At 71.2% G+C, this 23,291-nt stretch carries 23 protein-coding genes and 1 pseudogene; 14 read left to right on the top strand and 10 right to left on the bottom strand.

Annotated elements, in window-relative coordinates:
• Positions 1-16: 16 nt before the first annotated feature.
• Entirely contained in the window at positions 17-379 is a 363-nt protein-coding gene (locus CLV43_RS08195) for a CU044_2847 family protein (RefSeq protein ID WP_106186444.1), read from the top strand.
• Between the two features lie 6 nt (positions 380-385).
• On the opposite strand, the gene CLV43_RS08200 is transcribed toward CLV43_RS08195, so the two are convergent.
• Positions 386-1,453 (bottom strand): transporter substrate-binding domain-containing protein, encoded by a 1,068-nt coding sequence (locus CLV43_RS08200; protein WP_106186445.1) that lies wholly within the window; start codon positions 1,451-1,453, stop codon positions 386-388.
• Entirely contained in the window at positions 1,450-2,724 is a 1,275-nt protein-coding gene (locus CLV43_RS08205) for a hypothetical protein (RefSeq protein ID WP_106186446.1), read from the bottom strand. Before CLV43_RS08205 ends, CLV43_RS08200 begins: the two co-directional genes overlap by 4 nt.
• A 155-nt stretch (positions 2,725-2,879) precedes the next feature.
• Between CLV43_RS08205 and CLV43_RS08210 the strand changes: the two genes are divergently transcribed.
• A complete protein-coding gene (locus tag CLV43_RS08210; RefSeq protein WP_106186447.1) occupies positions 2,880-3,449 on the top strand; it encodes a TetR/AcrR family transcriptional regulator in 570 nt (189 codons plus the stop codon).
• 32 nt (positions 3,450-3,481) lie between these two features.
• Complete coding sequence (locus CLV43_RS08215; RefSeq protein ID WP_106186448.1) at positions 3,482-4,693, top strand: MFS transporter; 1,212 nt, start codon at positions 3,482-3,484, stop codon at positions 4,691-4,693.
• Positions 4,694-4,799: 106 nt separating this feature from the next.
• Here the strand turns inward: CLV43_RS08215 and CLV43_RS08220 are convergent, their stop codons facing one another.
• Positions 4,800-5,231 (bottom strand): hypothetical protein, encoded by a 432-nt coding sequence (locus CLV43_RS08220; protein ID WP_211304280.1) that lies wholly within the window; start codon positions 5,229-5,231, stop codon positions 4,800-4,802.
• Positions 5,232-5,752: 521 nt separating this feature from the next.
• Between CLV43_RS08220 and rho the strand changes: the two are divergent.
• Positions 5,753-6,871: pseudogene (gene rho, locus CLV43_RS08225) on the top strand (transcription termination factor Rho); the annotation flags it as partial.
• A 7-nt stretch (positions 6,872-6,878) separates the two neighbouring features.
• Here the strand turns inward: rho and CLV43_RS08230 are convergent.
• The 3 genes from CLV43_RS08230 to CLV43_RS08240 all read right to left on the bottom strand — a co-directional run bounded on the left by CLV43_RS08230 (position 6,879) and on the right by CLV43_RS08240 (position 8,668).
• Entirely contained in the window at positions 6,879-7,583 is a 705-nt protein-coding gene (locus CLV43_RS08230; RefSeq protein ID WP_146174689.1) for an HNH endonuclease family protein, read from the bottom strand.
• Between the two features lie 126 nt (positions 7,584-7,709).
• Positions 7,710-8,078 carry an STAS domain-containing protein gene (locus CLV43_RS47655; RefSeq protein WP_170155744.1) on the bottom strand — a complete coding sequence of 123 codons (369 nt, stop codon included), beginning with the start codon at positions 8,076-8,078 and terminating at the stop codon, positions 7,710-7,712.
• A gap of 212 nt (positions 8,079-8,290) precedes the next feature.
• Positions 8,291-8,668, bottom strand: coding sequence for a hypothetical protein (locus CLV43_RS08240; RefSeq protein ID WP_106186452.1), 378 nt, complete (start codon positions 8,666-8,668; stop codon positions 8,291-8,293).
• A gap of 192 nt (positions 8,669-8,860) precedes the next feature.
• On the opposite strand from CLV43_RS08240, the gene htpG reads away from it, so the two are divergent.
• The gene (htpG, locus tag CLV43_RS08245) at positions 8,861-10,744 is read left to right on the top strand and encodes a molecular chaperone HtpG (protein WP_106186453.1); all 1,884 of its coding nucleotides are present in this window, start codon (positions 8,861-8,863) and stop codon (positions 10,742-10,744) included.
• Positions 10,745-11,151: 407 nt separating this feature from the next.
• Here htpG and CLV43_RS08250 read toward each other — a convergent pair whose 3' ends face one another.
• The gene (locus CLV43_RS08250) at positions 11,152-11,895 is read right to left on the bottom strand and encodes an alpha/beta hydrolase (protein WP_245886215.1); all 744 of its coding nucleotides are present in this window, start codon (positions 11,893-11,895) and stop codon (positions 11,152-11,154) included.
• A gap of 104 nt (positions 11,896-11,999) precedes the next feature.
• Between CLV43_RS08250 and CLV43_RS08255 the strand changes: the two genes are divergently transcribed.
• A complete protein-coding gene (locus tag CLV43_RS08255) occupies positions 12,000-12,578 on the top strand; it encodes a TetR/AcrR family transcriptional regulator (RefSeq protein ID WP_106186454.1) in 579 nt (192 codons plus the stop codon).
• A 27-nt stretch (positions 12,579-12,605) separates the two neighbouring features.
• Positions 12,606-14,012 carry an amidase gene (locus CLV43_RS08260; RefSeq protein WP_106186455.1) on the top strand — a complete coding sequence of 469 codons (1,407 nt, stop codon included), beginning with the start codon at positions 12,606-12,608 and terminating at the stop codon, positions 14,010-14,012.
• A 19-nt stretch (positions 14,013-14,031) separates the two neighbouring features.
• Here CLV43_RS08260 and CLV43_RS08265 read toward each other — a convergent pair whose 3' ends face one another.
• From CLV43_RS08265 to CLV43_RS08275, 3 genes are read right to left on the bottom strand one after another with little or no spacing between them, the layout of a single operon-like run.
• Entirely contained in the window at positions 14,032-14,535 is a 504-nt protein-coding gene (locus CLV43_RS08265) for a cupin domain-containing protein (protein ID WP_170155745.1), read from the bottom strand.
• On the bottom strand, positions 14,532-14,939 hold the full coding sequence (locus tag CLV43_RS08270; protein WP_106186457.1) for a TIGR03618 family F420-dependent PPOX class oxidoreductase: 408 nt from the start codon (positions 14,937-14,939) through the stop codon (positions 14,532-14,534). The genes CLV43_RS08265 and CLV43_RS08270 overlap by 4 nt, the downstream gene beginning before the upstream one ends.
• Before the next feature lie 37 nt (positions 14,940-14,976).
• Positions 14,977-16,128 (bottom strand): epoxide hydrolase family protein, encoded by a 1,152-nt coding sequence (locus tag CLV43_RS08275; RefSeq protein WP_106186458.1) that lies wholly within the window; start codon positions 16,126-16,128, stop codon positions 14,977-14,979.
• Positions 16,129-16,214: 86 nt separating this feature from the next.
• Between CLV43_RS08275 and CLV43_RS08280 the strand changes: the two genes are divergently transcribed.
• From CLV43_RS08280 to CLV43_RS08310, 7 genes are all read left to right on the top strand, one after another.
• Positions 16,215-16,808, top strand: a complete 594-nt coding sequence (locus CLV43_RS08280; protein WP_170155746.1) for a TetR/AcrR family transcriptional regulator — start codon at positions 16,215-16,217, stop codon at positions 16,806-16,808.
• A 191-nt stretch (positions 16,809-16,999) separates the two neighbouring features.
• Entirely contained in the window at positions 17,000-18,619 is a 1,620-nt protein-coding gene (locus tag CLV43_RS08285) for a DUF1996 domain-containing protein (RefSeq protein WP_106186460.1), read from the top strand.
• Positions 18,620-18,757: 138 nt separating this feature from the next.
• Positions 18,758-19,924 carry a GDSL-type esterase/lipase family protein gene (locus CLV43_RS08290; RefSeq protein ID WP_106186461.1) on the top strand — a complete coding sequence of 389 codons (1,167 nt, stop codon included), beginning with the start codon at positions 18,758-18,760 and terminating at the stop codon, positions 19,922-19,924.
• 19 nt (positions 19,925-19,943) lie between these two features.
• On the top strand, positions 19,944-20,570 hold the full coding sequence (locus tag CLV43_RS08295) for a hypothetical protein (protein WP_106186462.1): 627 nt from the start codon (positions 19,944-19,946) through the stop codon (positions 20,568-20,570).
• A 428-nt stretch (positions 20,571-20,998) separates the two neighbouring features.
• On the top strand, positions 20,999-21,700 hold the full coding sequence (locus CLV43_RS08300) for a glycoside hydrolase family 11 protein (protein ID WP_106186463.1): 702 nt from the start codon (positions 20,999-21,001) through the stop codon (positions 21,698-21,700).
• Positions 21,701-21,816: 116 nt separating this feature from the next.
• Positions 21,817-22,485, top strand: a complete 669-nt coding sequence (locus tag CLV43_RS08305) for a polysaccharide deacetylase family protein (protein ID WP_106186464.1) — start codon at positions 21,817-21,819, stop codon at positions 22,483-22,485.
• 109 nt (positions 22,486-22,594) lie between these two features.
• Positions 22,595-23,221, top strand: a complete 627-nt coding sequence (locus CLV43_RS08310; protein WP_106186465.1) for a DUF1349 domain-containing protein — start codon at positions 22,595-22,597, stop codon at positions 23,219-23,221.
• Positions 23,222-23,291: the final 70 nt, after the last annotated feature.

Below are 23,291 nucleotides of genomic sequence, written 5' to 3' on the forward strand. Positions count from 1 at the left end.
CGACGAGGAGCACGCCATGACCGGACGGACCGACCTGGAACTCGCCAAGTTCGCCCTCGCGGGCGGCGGAACCGTGCTGGTGGAGGTCGACGGGTCCGCGGGTGTCGCCAGGGCCAACCGGCCGGGCAAGCTGCTCGAGGAGGCCAGGGTGACCTTCGAGAACGCGGTCGGCCAGGTCCGCGACGCCGCGGCCGCCGCGCTCGCCGAGTTCACCTCCATGACCCGCGCGCCCGACGAGGTCGAGCTGAAGTTCGGCATCAAGCTCGACGCGGAGGTGGGCGCGGTCATCGCCCGCACCGGGGTGCAGGGCCAGTTCGAGGTCAAGCTCAAGTGGCGCCGCGACGACGTGCCCGTGGAGGAGGACGTCGTGGAGGAGTGAGCGCGGTCAGTCGACGTAGGTGGCGGCGAGGAGCTTCGGCCGGGTGGCGGGGTCGGGGTACCACCTGTCCCGCGAGCGCTCCATGCTCCCGTTCGCGCGCATGCCCTCCAGCACCTCGTTGACGAACCTGATGAGGTCGTCGTCCTGCTTGGCCATGGCGACGCCGACCCTGCTCTCCTTGTTGCGGTAGCCGAGCACGACCGTGCCGGGGTCCTGGGTGTGGAAGCCCTCCAGGATCAGCACGTCGGTGTAGATGGCGTCGACCAGTCCCTGCTGCAGCAGCATCAGGCAGTCACTGGTGTCCGAAGTGGACACCGGAATGACCTCGGGCAGGCCGTGCGCGCGCTGGTCGTCGCGGATGTCGAGGATCTCGTCGATGTTCGTCGTCCCGGCGCCCGAGCACACCTTCCGGCCCACGAGGTCCTTCGGCTCGTCGATCCGCTCCCCCTTGTCCCGCACCATGAGGCCGGTGTTGGTGGCCAGGTAGGGCGCGGAGTACTTCAGCCCGTAGGTGTCCACGCGGCCGCAGGTGACGCTCACGTCCGCGATCACCATGTCGACCGAGGGGATGTCGCGCAGGTTCTCGTCATCGGCGCGCGCCGCCCGGTTCTCGGTGGTGTCCAAGGTGAACAGGCGGCGGTCGGTCGGCACGGTGACCAGCGAGAGCCTGGACGCGTCGTCGACGCCGAAGAGCCCGCGCGCGATCCCCTTGGCGATGTCGACCTCGAACCCCTCCATCTCGCCGGTGGCCAGGTCGCGCCTGCTGCTCAGCGGGGTCGTCTGGCTGACCCCCACGGTCAGCCGCCCGCGCTCCCTGATCTCGGCCAGCTTCGGCCCGGTCGGCGTGCCGTCGGGGGCGTGCAGCAGCGCCGCGGGGTTGAGGCTCAGCCCGGCGTCGGCGTTGCTGACGCACTTGGCGGGCTCCGGCGGGTGGACGGCCTCGCTCGCGTAGCCCTGGGGCAGGATCACGGGCGCGGGCCGGTCCTCGCGTAGCGGCGGCGTCGGCGCGGCGCACGCGGCGAGGCAGGCGAGCACCGCCACGACGGCCGTCGACGCCCTGGTGGCGGCCCTCATCGGTAGTACTCCGCGATCCTGGGCCACAGCCCGGCCACGGCGGCCGCGGCGGCGGCCGTCAGCAGGACGGCGAGCACCACGTCCACCCCGGCCATCGATCCCCGCGCGGACACCGCGGAGGCCACGGAGTGCTTGGTGTGCAAGCGGATCGCCGCGCTGAGGTGCTCGTCGACCTGCTGGGCGTAGGTCGTGGTCTGGTCGTCCGCCGGTCGGGTGATCAACACCGCGGTCTCCTCGTAGGTCGGTGGCGACAGCCGGGGTTCGAGCAGCAGGTCGTCGTGGGCGCGCCAGGAGCGCAGCGCGTCGCCCGCCCTCCTGACCTGGTCGCGCTCCTCCCCCGGCGGCGCCTGCTCCGCGGCTCCGTCGATCCCCGACGCGGCGGACTCGAGCGCGCCCCGGAGCCTCCTGACGTCGTCCGCCTTCGGGAAGATGAGCATCCGCGCCTCGTCGCCGTCGGCCAGCCTGCCCTCGTTGCGGGCCTTCGCCAGCGGGGCGACCAGCTCGTCGAGCTCGCGGACGCTGTCGCTCGCGTGGCCCGCCGTGAACGCCGAGGCGGTGGCGAGCCAGACCATGGCGACCAGGACCAGCGCGGCGGAGGCGGCGAGGCCGACGTTGAACCGCCGCCGGGTGCGGCGCGCCACGAACCGGTGGGCCAGCAGCAGGACCCCGAGCGCGAGCACGCCCACCGCGAACACCGCCCAGGTCGGCGACCCCGCGGACACCTGGGCGGCCTTGAGCGCCTCGGTCTGCTCGCGCTGCAGGTCGTCGGCGACCACGAGGATGCGACCGCGGACCAGGAAGGAGGCCTGCGACAGGTAGGAGGTGCCCACCGGCTGGTTGGTCCGGGCGTTGCTCCACCCGACCTCGACCAGGCGGACGTACTCGGGCAGCAGGTCGGTCAGCTCCCGCACCTTCGCCGACGACGTGCCTTCGGGATCCCGAGCCGAGGCGACGCGCAGCGCGTCGGCCGCGTCGAAGACGTCCTGCCGGAACCGCTTCTGCAGGTCGGGCGCCTGCTGCGGGCCGACGAGGACCGCGTTGAGCGAGTACGCGTCGGCGTCGGCGAGGTCGCGGTAGACGTCGAGCGCCGCCGCGGCCAGCGCGACCCTGCGGTCCACGGCCTCGTCGAGCTGGTCCTGGCGGCCGTGCACGGCCGTCACCCCGACCACTCCCACCAGCAGCGCGGCGACCGCGGAGGACGCCGCGACGAGCACCAGCCTGCCCTCGGTACGCCGCAGGTACGCGGCCAGCTCCCCCCGCACCGACACCACCCGTGCCCCACCCCCGGAAACGCCGCCCGCGCGGGCCGGGCGGTCCACGACGCCGGCAACGTGCTGTCGTCGACCGGACCGCCCGCGTTACGGCCATTGTCCCCCGCGCCACGTCATGCGTACAGCCGTACGCAACCATGCGTACGCTCGTGCGCATGCCCCCTACCAGCACCGCGGCGACGCCCAGGCGGGCGCGGCGGCACGATCCGGACCGGCGCGACCGGCTGATCGACGCCGCCCTCGCGGTGATCGCGGAGAAGGGCGTGGCGGGTGTGTCGCACCGCGAGGTCGCACGGGTGGCCGACGTGCCGCTCGGGTCGACGACCTACCACTTCACGTCGCTGGACGAGCTGCTGGCCGAGGCGTTCACCCGGCACGCCGACTCGGTCGCCCTCGTCTTCGAGGAGCGGATGCGCGAGGCGCCCGACCGGGTGGCGGCCATCGAGTCCGTCGTGCGGCACGTGTCCGCCGATCTGCTCGGCGCGGGCACCGACATCGTGCTCAGCGTCGAGCTGTACGTGGCGGCGGTGAGGATCCCCGCGTTGCGGGCCGTCACCCAGACGTGGATGCGCCGCAGTCGCCAGGCGCTGGAACGGCACTTCGACCCCACGACGGCCCGCGAGCTGGACGCCCTGGTCGAGGGGCTGGTCCTGCACAGCGCCCTGTCGACCGACCCGATGACGGCCGAGCAGATCCGCGCCGCGCTGCACCGCTTCCTCCGCTGACCGACCCTGCCACTGCCACGACGGGATCCGCCATGTCCACCGCCGCCCCCACGGGGACCGCACCCGACCGCCGCCTGCGCCTCGCGCGGGCCGCGGTCGCCGCCCTGTTCCTGACCAACGGCGCGCTGTTCGCCAACGTGGTCCCGCGCTACCCCGAGGTCAAGGCGAGCCTCGGGCTCAGCAACGCCGTCCTCGGCACCGCGCTCGCCGGGTTCCCGCTCGGCGCGCTGGTCGCGGGGCTGCTCGCGGCCACCGCGATCCGGCGGTTCCGGTCCGCGCGGGTGGCCGCGCCCGGCATCGTGCTGCTCGCCGCGAGCACGCTGCTCATCCCGCTGGCGCCGAACTGGGTCGTGCTGGCCGCGGCCCTGTTCGTGGTGGGCGCGCTGGACGCGGTCGTCGACGTGGCCCAGAACGTGCACGGGCTGCGCGTGCAGCGGCTCTACGGCCGGTCGATCGTGAACTCCTACCACGGCGTGTGGAGCATCGGGGCGGTGCTGGGCGGGCTCATGGGCTCCGCGGCCGCCGGGCTGCACGTGCCGCTCGCGCTGCACCTCGGCGTGTCAGCCGGGCTGTTCAGCCTGGTCGCCGCGGTCGCCTACCGGTTCCTGCTGCCCGGCCACGACGACGCCGAGCGGACCGAGGAGGCCGACGTGGTCACCCCGGCCGGTCTGCGGGCGTTCACCGGGCCCGCCGTGAAGGTGCTGGCCGCGTTGGGAATCCTGGCGGCCTGCGGGGCGTTGGTGGAGGACGCGGGCTCCTCGTGGGGCGCGATCTACCTGAGCGGCGACCTGCGCACCAGCGCCGCCACCGCGGGTCTCGCGTTCGTCGCCCTCCAGGTGGCGATGACCATCGGACGGCTCACCGGCGACCGCGCCGTCGACCGGTTCGGCCAGCGGACCGTGGTCCGCGCGGGCGGCGCCTTCGCCGCCGTCGGCATGGGGCTGGCGCTGGCGGTGCCCACGGTCGGGACCGCGCTGGCCGGGTTCGCGTTGGCGGGCCTGGGTGTCGCCACCCTCGTGCCCGCCGCCATGCACAGCGCCGACGAGGTGCCGGGCCTGCCAAGCGGGGTCGGGCTGACCGTCGTGAGCTGGCTGCTGCGCGTCGGGTTCCTGCTGTCCCCGCCGATCGTGGGCCTGGTCGCCGACCTCGCCGGACTGCGGGTCGGGCTGCTCAGCGTGGTGTTCGCGGGCCTGGTCACCGTGCTGCTCAGCCGCGTCCTGGTGGACCGGACCGAGTCCGCGTAGGACTGTCCGAAGCGGACTGTGCGGTTGAGACCCGTTGTGCCCCAACGGGTCCGGGGTCGGACCCACCCGTGGTGGATCCGACCCCGGTTCGACCGGTCGGTTCAGGTCACCCGATGAGCGTCACGGTGTAGTCCAGCGTGGTGCCGCTCGCGGTGTAGGTCGCCGTCTGCCCGTTCGCGCAGTACGACACGAAGGTGTTGCCCGGCACGGTGTCGCCGGCGGTCGCCTCGACGATCGGGCGCACGTCGACGCCCTCGGTGAGGTCGGTCGCGGTCAGGTCGATCGTCCGCGACTGGTTGATCGGGTACACGTCGGTACCGGGGGTCAGCGAGCCCTCGCGGGTGCTGACCGCGAACTTGATCGTGAAGCCGCCGTTGTTCACGACGGCGACCTTCTCGACGCACGGTGCGGCGAGGGTGCCCGCCGAGTCCGCCTGCTGCGGTGCCGCGGTGGCGGGTGCGCTCATCGCGAGCGCCAGGGCGCCGGCGGCGAGCGAACCGAGCAGTGCGGAACGAGCGGTGGTCGATGCGGACGTCACGAAGTACCTCCTGCTGAGGGGATTTCCACCGAAGGCCCGACGGTGAGTCCCGGTCGGATGGCCCCGTTCGGCGGTGGTCTTGGCCAACCCAGCGGTACCCGTGGCTTCCCACCCGAAACCGGTATGGGGCCGAACGGCCGCACAACTTCGGCCGCCTGCGCGGAATTCCACCCGAGAACCGGGAATGTGCCAACGGACGTGGAATCTCCGACCGCCTGGAAAGTCCTTGTTGCCAACCGGCGCGGAAACCTCTACACTGAGCCGCAATCCCAGCGGATGATGGCCCAGCCTCCCGCGAGGATTTCCGAAGGTCCTCCCGGCCGCACTCGTCGTCCACGACGTCCGCGTGCCGAACGGACCCGGTGTGCCGCCCCTGTCCGCGGCCCGCCTCCCTCCTGCGAAAGACCACACCACCCCGCCGCTCGACGAAGCGGCCGCGCAACGACATCGTTGCCCCGAAAGGACTTCCCGTGAACAACACCACCCTGCTCGAGAAGCCGACCACCGTCGTGGTCGAGGAGCTCACCCCCGTCAGCGGCATCGTCGACGTGCGCGGCGACTCCACGTTCATCCGCACGTCGGGCTACCTGCCCGGCCCGGCGGACGCCGTCGTGTCCACCCAGATCGCCAAGAAGCACGGCCTGCGCCGCGGCGACCACGTGACCGGCGCGGCCCGTCCGCGTTCCGACGAGAAGCGGCGCAGGTCCGCCCAGCTGGCGCGGGTCGACACCGTCAACGGCGTCGAGGCCGCGCGGGCGTTGTCCCGCAAGGCCTTCGCCGACCTGGTGCCCGTGCACCCGACCGAGCGGCTGCGCCTGGAGACGGGGCCCGGCTCGCTCACCACCCGCGTGATCGACCTGGTCATGCCGGTCGGCAAGGGCCAGCGCGCGCTGATCGTCGCGCCGCCCAAGGCGGGCAAGACCTCTGTGCTGCAAGCGATCGCGCACGCGATCGGCAAGAACAACCCCGAGTGCCACCTGATGGTCGTGCTGGTCGGCGAACGGCCGGAGGAGGTCACCGACATGCGGCGCTCGGCGCCCGGCGAGGTGATCGCGTCCACGTTCGACCAGTCCCCCACCGACCACGTCGCCATCGCCGAACTGGCCATCGAGCGCGCCAAGCGGCTCGTGGAGGCCGGTGAGGACGTCGTGGTGCTGCTCGACTCCCTCACCCGGCTCGGCCGCGCCTACAACCTCGCCGCCCCCGCGTCCGGCCGCACCCTGTCCGGCGGCGTGGACTCCGGTTCCCTGCTGCCGCCCAAGCGCTTCCTCGGCGCGGCGCGCAACATCGAGGACGGCGGCTCGCTGACCATCTTCGCCACCGCGCTGGTGGAGACCGGGTCGGCGGGCGACACCCTGATCTTCGAGGAGTACAAGGGCACCGGCAACGCCGAGCTGAAGCTCGACCGCAGGATCGCGGGCAAGCGCGTCTTCCCGGCCGTGGACGTCGAGCAGTCCGGCACCCGCAAGGAGGAGCTGCTGATGTCACCCGAGGAGCTGGCAGTCACCCGCACCCTGCGCCGGGCGCTGGACGGCCGCGACAACCTCCAGTCGGTCGAGACCCTGCTCGACGGCCTGCGCAAGACCCGCACGAACATCGAGCTCCTGACCCAGCTGGGCGCGACCCGGTCGGGCAGCTGACCGCGGCTCAGCCGCAGGTCGCCAGCGACTTGTCCAGCGCCGCGCGCTCCGCGTCGGTGACGGACATCGCGTAGACCGTCTTCACCCCGACGTAGATCCGCGCGTACTGGCACGCGTAGGCCGCGTTCGGCGGCATCCACTCGTCGGGCGTCTTGTCGCTCTTGGACTGGTTCGCCTTGCCCTGCACCGCAAGCAGGTTGCGCAGGTCGTTCGCGGCGGCCGTGCGGCGCTCCGCGGGCCAGGCCGCGGCCCCGCTGCGCCACATGTCGGCCAACGGCACCACGTGGTCGATCTGGATCTTCGACGTGCTGGTGATCGTCTCCCCCGTGTAGGGGTCCTGCAGCGTGCCGGAGGTGACCGCGCAGCGGTCGTTCTTGCGCACCACGTCGGTCATGTCCCTGGCGAGCACCTGGCTGCGCTGGTCGCAGCCGTCGCCGTCGACGTCCTGCCACGGGCGGCCGAACACGCAGGCGGCGCCACCGTCGCAGTCGCGCTCGTAGCCGTCCATCTTGCCGAGACCACCGGCCGGGAGCTGGGTGAGCTGCGTGCGGGCGGTCGGGGCATCCGGTGTCCCTTCCGGAACCCGGTCCACCGCCACCGAGGCTCCCGTGCCGGAACCGGAGGGCAGGGCACCGCCGAGGTCGTTCAGCTCGGCGCACCCGCCGAGCAGGAAGGCCAGTGCGGCCACGACGGCCGTGGTACGCCGGTTCATCGGGTCCTCCAGGTGGGGGTACAACTTGATCACCTAGTACCCGTTCGAGCGCCCAATAATCCCGAAATCCGCGTTATATCCCGGAGTTGGACCACTTGGCGGCCCGCACTGCACCGAATGCGCGCACTAGTCGGCCAGTGCGTCGTTCATCGACGAGAACACCGACAGCACCGTGTCGGCCTTCGAGACGCGCAGCACCGCGAGAACCGCGGGCTTGGTGATGACGAAGCGCAGCTCGTGCCTGCGTTCGCGGGCGTCGATGCCGACCTTGAGCAGGACCGTCAACCCGGCGGAGCCGAGGAACGTGAGGCCCTCGCAGTCGACGACGACGAAGGGGAAGCGCTCGCACAGGTCCCACAGCTCACGGCCGAGGCGCTGCGCGGAGTCGATGCCGAACTCGCCGTCGACGCGGACGATCGCACTGCGGCGGCCGCGCACGACCCGGATGGTCAGCGCGTGCCCCACGGGGGCGAGCGGGAGCGAAGGTCCGGTCATGGCGGTACTCCTGGGACACTGGGTCTGCGGAGAGCTCACTGTTGAACCCGTTGCCCAGCTTACCCATCCCGTCGCGGCCCCGAGGGGCGAATCGGGAACTTCACCCGGCCCGACCAGAGCGGCGCGCAGTGGACGTCCACAGTGGACACCGCGTATTCCACCGGAACCGTGGTGCGGCCCCCGGTCCGTGGGGGACCGGGGGCCGCGGCCCATCAGGGCGCGCAGACCGAGTCGGCCGGGATGTTGCCGTACTCGTCGCCCACGAGGTAGACGGCGCTGACGTACTTGGCCACGTTGTCGCCGCGCTCCAGCTTCACCCACACGTCGTTGGTGTAGCCGAGGTCGGTGACCGTCTCGCCGTGCAGCCAGCACGACGCGGTGTTGGTCTTGCCCGCGGCCATCAGCGGGAACTCCTGGTCCACCGCGCACGCCGTCGCCGGGCAGGACCGGACGGTCGCGTCGTGCCACGTCGTGACGCGGTAGAACCAGCTCTTCGCCGCCACCTCGTCCTGCGCCTGCGCCTGGGCCGCACCACCGAGCAGCACGCCCGTGGCGAGCCCGACGGCGATGGCGGTCTTGGCGATCCTCATTCTCGTCTCCTTCCGGCCGGACCACGGTGGTCCGCCCCCAGTCGACCGACGATGTCGATCACCCCCACCCACGCTCGTGAGCACCCCTCGGTTGCCTTGCCGACCGGACGACTTCCACCCACCGGGTGACACGGGCGCGTAGTGGCGGGGACTCCCCACCCGCGCGCGGGGCCTTCGGTAACATCGCCGAACGTGACCACGTCGACCCAGACATTCGAGTTCCAGTCCGAGGCGCGCCAGCTCCTCCAGCTGATGATCCACTCGATCTACTCGAACAAGGACGTCTTCCTGCGGGAACTCGTCTCGAACGCCTCCGACGCGCTGGACAAGCTGCGCCTCGAGGCCTTCCGGGACAAGGACCTGGAAGCGGACACCGACGACCTCCACGTCGAGATCGCCATCGACCAGGACGCGCGCACGCTGACCGTGCGCGACAACGGCATCGGGATGAGCCGCAACGACGTCGTGAGCCTCATCGGCACGATCGCGAAGTCCGGCACGGCGGAGTTCCTGCGCAAGCTGAAGGAGTCCAAGGACGCCGCGGGCTCGCAGGACCTGATCGGCCAGTTCGGCGTCGGCTTCTACTCGAGCTTCATGGTCGCCGACCGGGTCACCCTGGTCACCCGGCGCGCGGGCTCGACCGAGGGCGTGCGCTGGGAGTCCGACGGCGAGGGCACCTACACCATCGAGCCCGCCGAGGACGCGCCCCAGGGCACCTCGGTGACGCTGCACCTCAAGCCCGCGGACACCGACGACCACCTGTTCGACTACACCTCGGCCCGCAAGGTCCGCGAGATCGTCAAGCGCTACTCCGACTTCATCACCTGGCCGGTCAAGATGGCCTCGTCGGAGGACGGCGACGAGCTCGAGACCGTGAACTCGATGAAGGCGCTCTGGGCCCGCTCGCAGAGCGAGGTCGAGCAGTCCGAGTACAACGAGTTCTACAAGCACATCAGCCACGACTGGAACGACCCGCTCGAGACCTTCCGCATGCAGGCGGAAGGCACCTTCGAGTACCAGGCGCTGCTGTTCATCCCGGCCCAGGCACCCCTGGACCTGTTCATGCGCGAGCGCAAGCGCGGCGTCCAGCTCTACGTCAAGCGCGTGTTCATCATGGACGACTGCGAAGCCCTGATGCCGGAGTACCTGCGGTTCATCAAGGGCGTCGTCGACGCGCAGGACCTGTCGCTCAACGTGTCGCGCGAGATCCTCCAGCAGGACCGGCAGATCCGGATGATCCGCAAGCGCCTGGTGAAGAAGGTGCTGACCACGGTCAAGTCGATGATGGCCGAGGAGGGTGGCGAGCGGTACACGACGTTCTGGAGCGCGTTCGGCGCCGCCGTCAAGGAAGGCCTGCTCGACGACGTCGACAACCGCGAGTCGATCCTGGAGATCTCCTCCTTCGCCTCGACCCACGACGCCGAGGCGCCCACCACGTTGAAGGACTACGTGGCGCGGATGAAGGACGGCCAGACCGACATCTACTACCTGACCGGCGAGTCGCGCACGATCATCGAGAACTCGCCGCACATGGAGGCCTTCCAGGCCAAGGGGTACGAGGTCCTGGTGCTCACCGACCCCATCGACGAGATGTGGGTTGAAGCGGTGTCGGGGTTCGACGGGAAGCAGTTCCAGTCGATCGCCAAGGGCGAGGTGGACCTCGACGAGAAGGACGACGAGAAGGCCGCCGAGGCGAAGAAGGACTTCGCGGACCTGCTGGCGTGGATGACGACGGCGCTGGCGGAGGACGTGAAGGAGGTGCGGCTGTCGACCCGGTTGACGACCTCCCCCGCGTGCATCGTGGGCGACGCGCACGACATCACGCCCACGTTGGAGAAGATGTACCGGGCGTCCGGGCAGGAGATGCCCAAGGTGAAGAGGATCCTGGAGCTGAACCCGACGCATCCGCTGGTGAGCGGGTTGAGGGCGGCGTTCGGGGAACGGGCCGGGGACGAAGGGCTGTCGGAGACGGCGGAGCTGTTGTACGGGATGGCGTTGTTGGCTGAGGGCGGGGAGCTGGGGGATCCGGCTCGGTTCATCAAGTTGATGGCGCAGAGGTTGGAGCGGACGCTCTGATCTTTGTGGGTGTGGGGGTTTAGGGGAAGAGCGAAGCCCGGCCCCCGGTGCGCGATTGTCTCAATGCCTTGCCCCCCTTTGTCAAGACGGTGAAGCTGTCTTGACAAAGGGGGGCAAGGCAGGAGGGCGCTGTTTATCGGGGGCAGAGGGGAAGTCTGGCTTCGCCAGCATCGGACTCCGTCCGACTCAGGCATCAGGCTTCGCCTGACTCAGGCATCCTTGCTCCGCTGCGGACAAGGCCCCAGGCGCTTCGCGCCGGATGCGCGCCGGCGGGCTGCGCCCGACGGGGAGGGGGTTGGCGCGCTCGCTGTACGTCGGACAGGGCGTGCTCGCTGCGCGTCGGACAGAGCGTCCTCGCTGCGCGTCGGACTGGAGGTGCCGGCGCTGCCGGCCGTTTGACTAGTTGACTAGCCGAGCTTGAGCAGTAGGTCTGCCAGTTCGGTTGGTGTGGTGATCATGCAGTCGTGGCCGGTGTGGAGTTCCCAGATTTGGGCTGGGGTGCCGTTCGGTTGGGTTGTGGGGACTGGGCGGCGGTTGATGCCGTCGACTTTGCCGACGGTGCAGTGGATGTGGGTGCGGGGGATCCTGGTGGTTGCCGGGTTGTCCAGGTGGACCGGTTGTTGGAGGCTGAGGACCGACTGGTCCGAGAGCATGGTGTGGAGCCAGGCGAGGTCTGCGGGGTCGGTGACGCCGAAGTGACCTGCTGGTGGTGGTAGTTCCGGGAGCGGGGGGACGCGCCAGCCGCTGTCCGACTTCAACGCCTGGTCGATGAGGGTGTGGGTGATGGGCATGATGTCGGCGGCGGTTTCGCCGTGCTCGGGGACCATGGCGTCGAGGTAGACGAGCTCCGCGATCCGGTCGGGGACGCGGTTCGCGGCGGAGGAGATGACCAGGCCCGCGTAGCTGTGGCCGACGAGGACGACGTCGGTCAGGTCGTGTTCGGTGATGAGGTCGACGACGTCGGCGGCGTGGGTGTCGAGGCCGACGTCGGGGCTGAGCAGGTGCGCCTTGTCGCCGTAGCCGGTGAGCGAAGGTGCGAACACCTGGTGACCGGCCCGCTCCAGCAAGGGCACGACCCGGTCCCAGGCCCGGCCGCTGTGCCAGGCGCCGTGTACCAGCAGGTATGTGGAAATGATCTTCACTCCGTCCATGTAGAACGCCCCGGACCGCCTTAGCGGAGAAACGGGACACTGTCCCGATTAACATATGGGACACTGTCCCGGTTGGCAAGGTCGGGTGCGGGAGGGTGGTTGCGGTGGACGACGGCGGGAAGCAGGCGGTGCCGAAGCGCGCGGACGCCCGGCGCAACGAGAAGACGCTGCTGGACGCGGCGGCGGCGGTGTTCGTGACGGCGGGTGTGGAGGCGCCGTTGCGGACGATCGCGGCGAAGGCAGGTGTGGGGACGGCGACGATCTACCGGCACTTCCCGACGCGGGCGGACCTGATCGTGGCGGTGTACCGGCACCAGGTGGAGAACCTGGTGGAGGCCGGTCCGGTGCTGTCGGCCGGGAGCGCCAGTCCGTACGAGGCGCTGGGGCGGTGGATCGACCTGTTCGTGGACTTCGTGGTCACCAAGCAGGGCCTCGCGACCGCGCTGCAGTCCGAGGACCCGTGCTTCGACCCGCTGCACTCGTACTTCCTCGAACGCCTGGTGCCGGTGTGCACCGACCTGGTCGAGGCCGCCACCCGTGCCGGGGAGATCGAGCCCGACCAGGACGCCTCCGATCTGATGCTGGGGGTCGGCGGGCTCTGCGCGGGTGCGGGCAAGAGCGAGCGCTACGACGTGCGGCGGATGGTCCGGGTCCTGGTCGCGGGGCTGCGCCGGGTGGACTGATCGCTTGCGGTGGAAGGATGTCCGGCGATGGACGAGAACGAGCTCCACCACCTCGACGCGGTCGAGCTGACCCGGCTGGTCCGCACCCGCGAGGTGTCCGCGGTGCGGGTGGTGCGGGCGCACCTGGACCGCATCGAGAGCGTCAACCCGAGGCTGAACGCCTTCGTGGCGGTGCTCGCCGACGAGGCGCTCGCCGCGGCGGCCGCGGCGGACGAGGCCGTGGCGGCGGGAGCGGACTTGGGGCCGTTGCACGGGGTGCCGTTCACGGTCAAGGACTCGCTGGACGTGGCCGGGGTGGTGAGCACGCGCGGGTCGGCGCTGTTCCGGGACAACGTCGCCGAGGTGGACGCGACGGCGGTCGCACGCCTGCGGGCGGCGGGCGGGATCCCGTTGGCCAAGACCAACCTGCCGGAGTTCTCCTACTGGACCGAGACGGACAACCCGCTCGTCGGCAGGACCCTGAACCCGTGGGACGCCGAGCGGACGCCCGGCGGCTCCAGCGGTGGCGAGTCGGCCGCGATCGCGGCCGGGATGTCGCCGCTGGGACTGGGCAGCGACGTGGCCATCTCGGTGCGCGGCCCCGCCCACGACACCGGGATCGTGGCGCTGAAGGCGACACGGGGCCGGATACCGATCACCGGGCACTGGCCCGAGGTGCCGCACCGGTACTGGCACGTGGGTCCGATGGCCCGTGGCGTGCGGGACATCGCGGCCGTGTTCCCGATCCTCGCCGGGCCCGACGGTGTCGACGGCGAGGTGCGGCACTCGCCGTCGACCGCCGACGCGCCGACCGACCTGGCCGGGCTGCGGGTGGCCTGGGCGACCTCGCCCGCGTTCGGACCGGTCGACCGGGAGGTGGCCGCGACCGTGGAGGCCGCCGCCGATGCCCTGCGGCACCTGGGATGCGTCGTCGAGGCCGCCGCGCCGGTCGGCCTGGAGGACGTGGACGGAACGGCGTTGAGCGCGGTGCTGTTCGCCGCCGAGGTCGGGCCGTACTTCCGGCGGGTCGTCGCCGGTCGCGAGGCCGGGCTGCACAAGGCGGTCCGGCGGGCGGTCGACGCACCCGAGGTGTCGCCGGCCGACCTCCTCGAGGCGCGGCACCGGGTCGAGCTGCTCGGTTCCGCGTTCGCCGCGTTCTTCGAGCGCTACGACGTGCTGCTGTGCCCGGTGTGCCCGATCCCGGCCCCGCCGCACGCCCTGTCGAGGTTCGAGGTCGACGGGGTGACCGTGCCCGCGCACGGCATCATGCGCGCCACGGTCCCGTTCAACCTCACCGGCCTCCCCGCGATGGCCCTGCCGTTCGGCACCTCCGCCGGGAACCTGCCGATCGGTGTGCAGGTCGTCTCACGCTGGTACCACGAGCCCACCGTCCTGCGCGTCGGCGCGGCCCTGGAGTCGGTCAGCCCCGTCCACGGCCGCCGTCCCGACCTCTAGGCGCGACAGGCGGATCCGGTCACACGTCCGTCCACTCCGGATCCCAGGGCGCGGGTGGACGGGCCGGCCGCAGCCGCAGCCACAACGGCACGGCACTGGTTCCCGGTGGCGGCATGGCGACCCGTTCGGCCGCGACGCCGTGGTCGATGATCTCCCGTTCGAACCCGCCCGGCGTGAGCGTGTTGTAGAGCCTGCCCATCTCGGACTCGACGCGGAACCCGTGCCGGACGCCCGGCGGCAGGTAGACGTAGCTCCCCGGCCCGGCCTCGACCTCCTTCTCCCCCACGGTGAACACGAAGTCGCCCTCCAGCACGAAGAACGCCTCCTCCTCGTGGTCGTGGACGTGCGGCGGGGCGACGAGCCCGTGCGGGCACAGCTCGTCGAAGGTGCACGACCTGCCGTCGGTCTGCGCGCTGTCGGCGAGCACGCGCCAGTAGGTGCCCACGTGCCAGTAGGCCGGGGAGTCCGCCGGACCGGAGACGTACGGGACGCTCGCGGCGGCACCGGAGGGCAGCACGGTCACGACAGCTCCCGCGGTGCGTGCACGACCTTGTCCACGGCGATCGCGAGGAGCACCCGCACCTGGTCCCGCCCGCCGAACCACGGGTAGGGGGCGCCGATGTACTTCATGGCCAGCTTCTCGATGTTCTCGGCCGCGCCCTCGGTGGTGGCGGAGACGACCCGTCCGCGCACGCCGTAGTAGCTCGACGTGTCGTCGGGGTCGCACACGCTGACGGCCACGCGGGGGTCGCGCTCGATGTTGCGCACCTTCCGGTAGCCCTGCACGGAGTTGACGAGGATGTGGTCGCCGTCGGTGTCGACCCACGTCTGGGTGAGGTGCGGCGAGCCGTCGGGCATGGTCGTGGAGATGAAGCAGGGGCTCGGCCGGTGCAGCAGGGCGAGCAGTCCGTCTGGCAGGTTGGTCATGTCGGGTCGCTTTCCGTGGTGGACGTCCTGGACGTGGTCAGCGCAAGGCGGCGAAGGCGGCTCGCACCTCGGCCGTGAAGAGGTCGGGCTGTTCGAGGGCGAGGAAGTGGCCGCCCACGTCCGGCTCGGTGAAGCGGACGACGTCGGAGTAGCGGCGTTCGACCCAGCGCCGGGACTTCCGCACGTGCTCCCGCGGCGCCATGGTGAACGCGGTGGGCAGCGCGATCGGGCCCGCGGGCGGACCCGCCGCGCGGGCGCGGGCCATCTCCCAGTAGGTCCTGGCGGAGGACGCGCCGGTGTTCGGCAGCCAGTACAGCATGATGTCGTCCAGGAGCTCGTCGTGCGTGAACGACGCCTCGGCGTCGCCGGGGGTGCCGCACGTGTCCTGGAACATCGCGTAGATCCACGCCGCCTGGCCCACCGGCGAGTCCGCCAGGGAGTAGCCGATGGTCTGCGGTCGGGTGGACTGCTCCTTGGCGTAGCCGGAGAGGTTGTCCCAGAAGTAGTCGGCGCTGTCGAGCATCGCCTGCTCGTCCGGCGTGGCCTCGGCCCGTTCCCGCGGCGTGGGGAAGAACATCGCGAAGTTCAGGTGCAGGCCGACGCATCCGGGAGGCGCTTTCCGGCCGATCTCGTCGGTGACCCCGGCACCGAGGTCACCGCCCTGGGCGCCCCAGCGGTCGTAGCCGAGGCGGTCCATCAGCTCGATCCACGCGTCGGCGGTGCGCGCGAGCGTCCAGCCCGGCCCGGTCGGCTTCCCGGAGAACCCGAAGCCCGGCATCGTCGGGATGACGAGGTGGAACGCCGTGCGCGGGTCGCCGCCGTGCGCGGCGGGGTCGGTGAGCGGGCCGACCACCTTGCGGAACTCGAGCACCGACCCCGGCCAGCCGTGGGTCATGAGCAGCGGGAACGCGTCCGGCTCGGGCGAGCGGACGTGCAGGAAGTGGACGTCGACGCCGTCGACGACCGTGCGGAACTGGCCGAAGCCGTTCAGCAGGTCCTCGCACCGCCGCCAGTCGTAGTCGCTCCCCCAGTACCGGCTCAGGGCCTGGATCTTCTCCAGCCGCGGCCCCTGCCCGGTGTCGTCGACCGTCTCCCGATCGGGCCAGCGCGTGAGCCGCAGGCGTTCCCGCAGGTCGGCGAGCCGGTCTTCGGGGATCGAGAGCGTGAAGGGGTGGATCTGGTCGGTCATGGATGCTTCTCCTCAACGAACCGGGAGGGCGTCGAACGCCTCGTACTGTACGATACCGTACAGTACACAAGTCGAGGAGAGCAGCAGTGGGCAGCGACCAAGCACCATCACCCCTGCGCGGCAAGGCGCGCGAGGACGCGATCCTGGCCGCCGCGATCGAGCTGATCGCCGACATCGGGTACGAGCGCGTCACCATGGACGGCATCGCGGCGCGGGCCAAGGCGTCGAAGATGACGATCTACCGCAAGTGGCCCGGCAAGACCGAGCTGGTCGCCGAGGCGCTGCGCCGCCACGCCGAGGGCGACGCCCTGCACATCGCCGACACGGGCACGCTGCGCGGCGACCTCCTCGTCTCCGTCGAGGGGATCGCCCGCGCGCTCGTCGGCGAGCGCGGCCCCTCGCTGCTGGGACTGCTGGGCGCGATCCGCGTGGACCCGGCGCTGCGCGAGCTCGTCCGCGCGCAGATCCTCGGCGCCTCCGACCGGACCGCCGCCGAGATCTGCCGACGGGCCGCCGCCCGCGGCGAGGAGGTGAGGTCCGCGAGCGCGCCCGCCGTGCTCGGACTGGCCGTGGCGCAGGTGTTCCTGTCCATCGTGCTCGACGGCACCGCTCCCGACACCGCGGCTCGACACCGGCTCGTCGACGAAGTGCTGCTCCCTCTGTTGGCGCACAAGGGATGACGTGCCCGAACGCAGACCGCACGGTCGCACCGGGACGTCCGCCCAGGTCGGTTTTCAGCCAACCCTAAGGTAACGAATCGATAACGCCCTGAACTCGTTTGAGGGTCGTCGCGTCGCTCGTGCGTATGCCCGGTTGAGCCGGCCTCGAACGCCGTCCTCGGCAGTACCACGACGACAGAGGTGGGCATCGCATGACCCGGACAGGTGGACGTCACCACATCTCGCGCAGAACGAAGCTGGCCACGCTGGGAGCAGCCGTGGCGATCGCCGCCGGTGCGGTGGTCGTCGTGACGACCACCGGCGACGACGAGGCTTACGCCGACGGTGTGGACAAGTCGCTGTTCGTCGACATCACGAAGGTGAAGCCGAACGTCAAGGCGGTGAACAAGCAGGGCAACGCCTCCAAGGGCACGTTCACCGTCAACTGCGGCACCAACAGGAACGGTCACTTCAACGGTGACAACTTCATCGCCGCTCCCGGCGTCGAGAACGGCGCGCAGCACCTGCACGACTACGTCGGCAACCTGTCGACGAACGCGAAGTCGAACGACAAGAGCCTCCTCGCCGCGGGCACGACGTGCCGCAACGGCGACAAGTCGGCCTACTTCTGGCCGGTGATCAGGATCGACACGGCCGACGAGGAGGCCGAGAACAAGGTCGACCAGAACGCGCCCAAGGTCGACGACAAGGCCGCGATCGACAAGGACGTGGCGGCCAACGACGACTCCGCGGCCGCGCTCCCGGAGACCGCGACGCAGACCGCGAACCCGCCCGCCAAGGTGGAGGAGCGCAAGGCGCAGGCCGCCGAGGACAAGAAGGACCAGGCGGCGCCGCGGGTCGCCTGCCCCGACATCGCCAGCAAGCTGGAGGACGTGCCCGACGCGGCCGTTCCCGAGGTGTCCAAGCAGCTCGACAAGGTGGACAAGGTCGCCGACGACGCGGACAAGAAGCTCGCCGCGGAGACCGTGGACGCCCCCAAGGTGAACGACAAGGCCGTGGTGGCGCCCGCCAAGGCCGCCGAGGTGCTCGACCCGCTGGAGGACCAGCGCAAGGCGGCCCTCGACAAGATCATCGAAGAGCTGAAGAAGCTCCAGGACCAGATCGCCGACCTGCAGAAGCAGATCGACGCGCTCAAGGGCCTTGACCAGTGCGGCATCAAGGACGGCAACAACCCCGCCCCGATCCCGGACGGTTCCGAGAACAGCGAGACCCCGCCCGCGCAGACTCCTCCCGCGCAGGAGGAGGAGAACGAGAACAACGAGCTCCCCGGCAACGACGGTGTGATCCAGCGCCCGGAGAAGGCGGAGATCACCTTCCGCGGCAGCCCGGTCGGCAAGGTCACCGCGATGCCGAAGTTCCTCCGCGTGCTCTACGGCGACGCGAAGATCTCCATCAACGGCACCAAGAACGCCCGCGACTCGTGGACCTGCTCCGGCTTCGAGGACAAGGTGCAGATCAAGCAGTACCCGATCTGCCCGCGGGGCGCGAAGGTCAAGCGCATCCACGACTTCCCGAGCTGCTGGGACGGCAAGAACACCGACTCCGCGAACCACCGGACGCACATCGTGTTCCCCGACCCCAACACCGGCAAGTGCGGCCAGGGCTTCAAGGCCGTCCCGCAGCTGCGCATCACCCTGACCTACAACATCCCCAGGGACATCCAGCGCAAGGGCCAGTACAAGGTCGACTCGTTCCCGACCGAGAGCCACAACCCGGTCAGCGACCACGACGACTTCGCGAACGTGATGTCGCAGAGCATCATGAACCGCCTGGTCAACTGCATCAACCGGGGCAAGACCTGCCGCGAGTGACCACAGAGGACTGATCGGCGAGGGCGGCCATCCCGGTGACGGGGTGGCCGCCCTTTCCCGTCGCGCCACCGGAGCGCGGCCCCGCGACGTGGCGGAAATGGACGTGCGCGCCCGGAACGCGGTTGACAAGCTGTCCACATGAACCACTGGACCACCACGCCCATCACCGAGGACGTCCTGCGCGGCGCCGCCGACCTGGAGCGCACCGAGCACGGCCTGCTGCCGCACCGGCTGCCCGCCCGCGCCCGCGCGCAGTGCGCCGACCCGCAGCTGGCCTCCGCGGAGTCCCAGCCCTCGGGTGTGCGGCTCTCCTTCCGCACCAGCGCGACCGCGATCGAGCTGGACGTGTTCCGGACCACGGTGGACCTCCTCGGTTTCCCGCCGCGCCCGGCCGGGGTCTACGACCTGCTCGTCGACGGCCGACTGGTCGCCCAGGCCAGTGCGACGGGTGGTGACGCGCGGACCGTGGACATGGCGACCGGAGCCGTCGAGACCCGGTCGGGGCCCGTGGACACGCTGCGGTTCACCGGCCTCTCCCCCGACGCCAAGGACGTCGCGATCTGGTTGCCGCACAACGAGCGCACCGAGCTGGTCGGGCTGCGCACGGACGCGCCGGTCGAGCCCGTGCCGGACCGGGGCCGCCGGGTGTGGCTGCACCACGGCAGCTCGATCAGCCACGGTTCCAACGCCGCGAGCCCCAGCACGACCTGGCCCGCGCTGGCCGCCTCGCTCGGCGGTGTCGAGCTGGTCAACCTCGGACTGGGCGGGAGCGCGCTGCTCGACCCGTTCACCGCCCGCGCCATGCGGGACACCCCGGCCGACCTGATCAGCGTCAAGATCGGCATCAACGTGGTCAACGCCGACCTCATGCGGCTGCGCGCCTTCGGCCCCGCGGTGCACGGGTTCCTCGACACCATCCGCGACGGGCACCCGACCACGCCGCTGCTGGTCATCTCCCCCGTCCTGTGCCCCATCCACGAGGACACGCCCGGTCCCGGCGCGTTCGACCTGGAGGCCGTCCGGGCCGGGACGGTGCGGTTCCGGGCCACCGGCGACCCCGCGGAGCGCGCGGCCGGGAAGCTCACGCTCACCGCGATCCGCCAGGAGCTCGCCCGGATCACGGCGCAGCGGGCCGCCGACGACCCGCACCTGCACCACCTCGACGGGCTGGCGCTCTACGGCGAGGCGGACCACGCCGAGCTGCCGCTGCCCGACCGGCTGCACCCCGACGCCGCCACGCACCAGCGCATGGGCGAGCGCTTCGCGAAGCTGGCCTTCGGGGCCGGAGGGGCGTTCGCCCGCTGACCCGTGCCAGGATCGGCCGATGACCGACGACGACTGGCCGCGGCACGCGCGGTCCCGGTTCCTGGCCGAGCTGTGGCGCCTGGTCGTCGACGAGGACGACGAGGTGGACGGCACCCCGGCGTGGGTCGAGTCGTGGTCGCGCGGCACGCCGCCCGGCGCCGTCCCGGAGCACCCGACGGCCGCCGCCCTGCACCGGATCCTGGCCCGCGGGGTGGACCCGGACGACCTCACCGACGTGGTGCGGGCGATGCAGCACGAGGTCGTGGGCAACGTCTGCCTGCTGCTCGACGACCCGGCGCTGCTGGGTGTCGCCCCGGACGAGGACCGGGCCGGGATCGGGTGGGAGCTGACGGCGGTCCGCTCCGCGCCGCCGGACCGCCGTCCGATGGGCGACCTGCACGCCGCGGTCGACGAGCACGACCCCACGGGCCGCGCGGGCGAGCCGCGCGGCCGCCCCGTCCCGGCGCGGCTGCCCGGTCAACCGCCGCACGCCAGGACCGCCGTGGCCCAGGCCCGTGCGGGCGACCGGCTCGGGGCGATCAGGACGTGGCGCGCCGCGACCGGAACCACCGCCGTGGAGGCGAAGGCGGCCCTGGACGCCCTGCTCGACGACGCCGAGGCCCGGCACCGCCCCCGGCGGCCGTGACGGCGAGTAGTCCATTGTGGACCCCATTCCGACATGATCGTCTCGAAACTTTCGACAGTGTCGATCCCCGAATCTGATCGATCGATTCAGCAGCGCAGACCGACTGGAGCGTCCTGACCACGACATCCGTTCAGGCTCAACACTTTTACCGGACTACCCACGGCGGATAGTTTCCGAAACATTCCCGAAACATATTGACAACCGCGCGGAGTCGCGCCAACACTGTCGGTGTCGACAGGTTCAGCCACGTCGATCCGGGCCACCCGAGGAGGCCCGGCCGTCCGGTCGTCGAGCGCACGACGACCGGCGACCCCGCAGCGTCGTGCGACGCCGACGCGCGGAGGCCGTCATCGGCCACCCACCACAACCCCTCCGGGTCGTCCCACGCTGCCCCGCCGCCGCGTCAACCCTCAACGAGGAGGAACACGATGACCGACGTCCTTGCCCTGCCCAAGGGCCGCAGGCGCGGCCGCATCAGGATGTTGGCCGGCGGTGCGTGCGCCGCACTGGTGATGGCGCTGCTGCCGGGCGCGGCCGGTGCCGCCGACGTGGGCGCCACCGCCACCTGCTCGAACTCGACCGGGACCCACAACGGCTACTACTACTCGTGGTGGAGCGACGGCGGCGGGTCCGCCTGCATCACCCTCGGGTCGGGCGGCAACTACAGCACCCAGTGGACCAACACCGGGAACTTCGTCGGCGGCAAGGGCTGGAGCAACGGCTCGCGGCGGACCGTGACGTACTCGGGCAGCTTCAACCCGTCCGGCAACGGCTACCTGGCGCTCTACGGCTGGACGTCCAACCCGCTCGTCGAGTACTACGTCGTCGACAACTGGGGCACCTACCGGCCCACCGGCACCTACAAGGGCACGGTGACCACCGACGGCGGCACCTACGACATCTACCAGACGATGCGGTACAACGCCCCGTCGATCGAGGGGAACAACAAGACGTTCCCCCAGTTCTGGAGCGTCCGGCAGCAGAAGAAGACCGGCGGCACCATCACCACCGGCAACCACTTCGACGCCTGGTCGCGGGTCGGGATGCGGCTCGGCAGCTTCAACTACTACATGATCCTCGCGACCGAGGGCTACCAGAGCAGCGGCAACTCCAACATCACGGTGAAGTGACCCTCCCGCCTGCCGGGACGGTCGTCGCCCTCCGCGACGGCACTCGACCCTGAACGGCGGTCTCCCGTCCGCGGGAGACCGCCGACCCACCAGCGAGGCTGAAGGAGCGAACCCGCATGCGATCCACCCGTCCACTGCTCACCGGACTGGCCGCCGCGGCGATGGTCGTGGCGAGCGCCGTCACGGCCGCACCGGCGCACGCCGCCGCGTGCAACGGCTACGTCGGGCTGACGTTCGACGACGGCCCGTCGGGCAGCACCCCCGCCCTGCTCACCGCTCTGCGGCAGAGCGGGCTGCGGGCCACGATGTTCAACGAGGGCCAGTACGCCGCCTCCAACCCGTCCCAGGTCCGCGCCCAGGTCCAGGCGGGCATGTGGGTCGGCAACCACAGCTACACCCACCCGCACCTGGTGCAGCAGAGCCAGGCGCAGATCGACTCGGAGGTCTCCCGGACCCAGCAGGCGATCGCGAACGCGGGCGGTGGCACGCCGAGGCTGTTCCGCCCGCCCTACGGCGAGACCAACGCGACGCTGCGGACCGTGCTGGCCAAGTACGGCCTGACCCAGATCATCTGGGACGTCGACTCGCAGGACTGGAACGGGGCGAGCACCGACGCGATCGTGGCGGCCAACGCGCGGCTCACCAACGGCCAGGTCATCCTCATGCACGACTGGCCCGCCAACACGCGCGCCGCGATCCCGCGGATCGCCCAGGGGCTGGCGAGCCGCGGGCTGTGCGCGGGCATGATCTCGCCGCAGACCGGCCGGGCGGTGGCGCCGGGCTGACCGCGGGCGTCCCGGTCGGCGGTGCGACGCCGACCGGGACGGCCGTGTGCCCGGTGCGCCCGGTCGTGGGAGCGTGGCGGGAGACCCGGAACCACGAGGAGACCCACCGATGAGCGACACCCTGGACGTACCAGGACTGCCCTTCCCCACCAGCCCTTCGCACGAGGGGGTCTGGCGGTACGACGAGCCGACCGGCGCGGTGCTCGCCACCGCCCCCGCGCACACCGACCTCTACGTCAACCCGGCGGGCGACGACTCCCCCGACGCCGAGTCGTTGCTCAACGCGGCGATGCTGGTCGGCGTGCCGCCCGAGGGCGACTTCCAGCTCAGCGCGCGGGTCGCGGTGGACTTCCGGTCGCAGTACGACGCCGGGGTGCTGGTGCTGTGGCAGGACGAGCTCACCTGGGCCAAGTTCTGCTTCGAGTTCTCCCCCGCGTCGGAGCCGATGGTCGTGTCCGTGGTCACCAAGGGCGTGTCCGACGACGCCAACGCCTTCGTCGTGCCCGAGAACACCGTGTGGCTCCGGGTCTCGCGCCTCGACCGCGTCTACGCCTACCACGCCTCCACCGACGGCAAGACGTGGCAGCTGGTGCGGGTGTTCACCCTCGGCGACGCGGTGGCCGACCACCGCGTCGGCTTCGAGGTCCAGTCCCCCACCGGCGAGGGCTGCCCGGTGACCTTCGACCGGATCCGCTTCACCGGCGAGCGGCTGTCCGACCTGCGCGACGGCTCCTGACGGGAGGCACGGGTGCCGCGTTCCAGGGCCAGTTTCGGCGGATTGGACCGAGACGCCGGGGAACGCGGCC

The organism is Umezawaea tangerina (assembly GCF_003002815.1).
In the GTDB taxonomy this organism is placed as follows: domain Bacteria; phylum Actinomycetota; class Actinomycetes; order Mycobacteriales; family Pseudonocardiaceae; genus Umezawaea; species Umezawaea tangerina.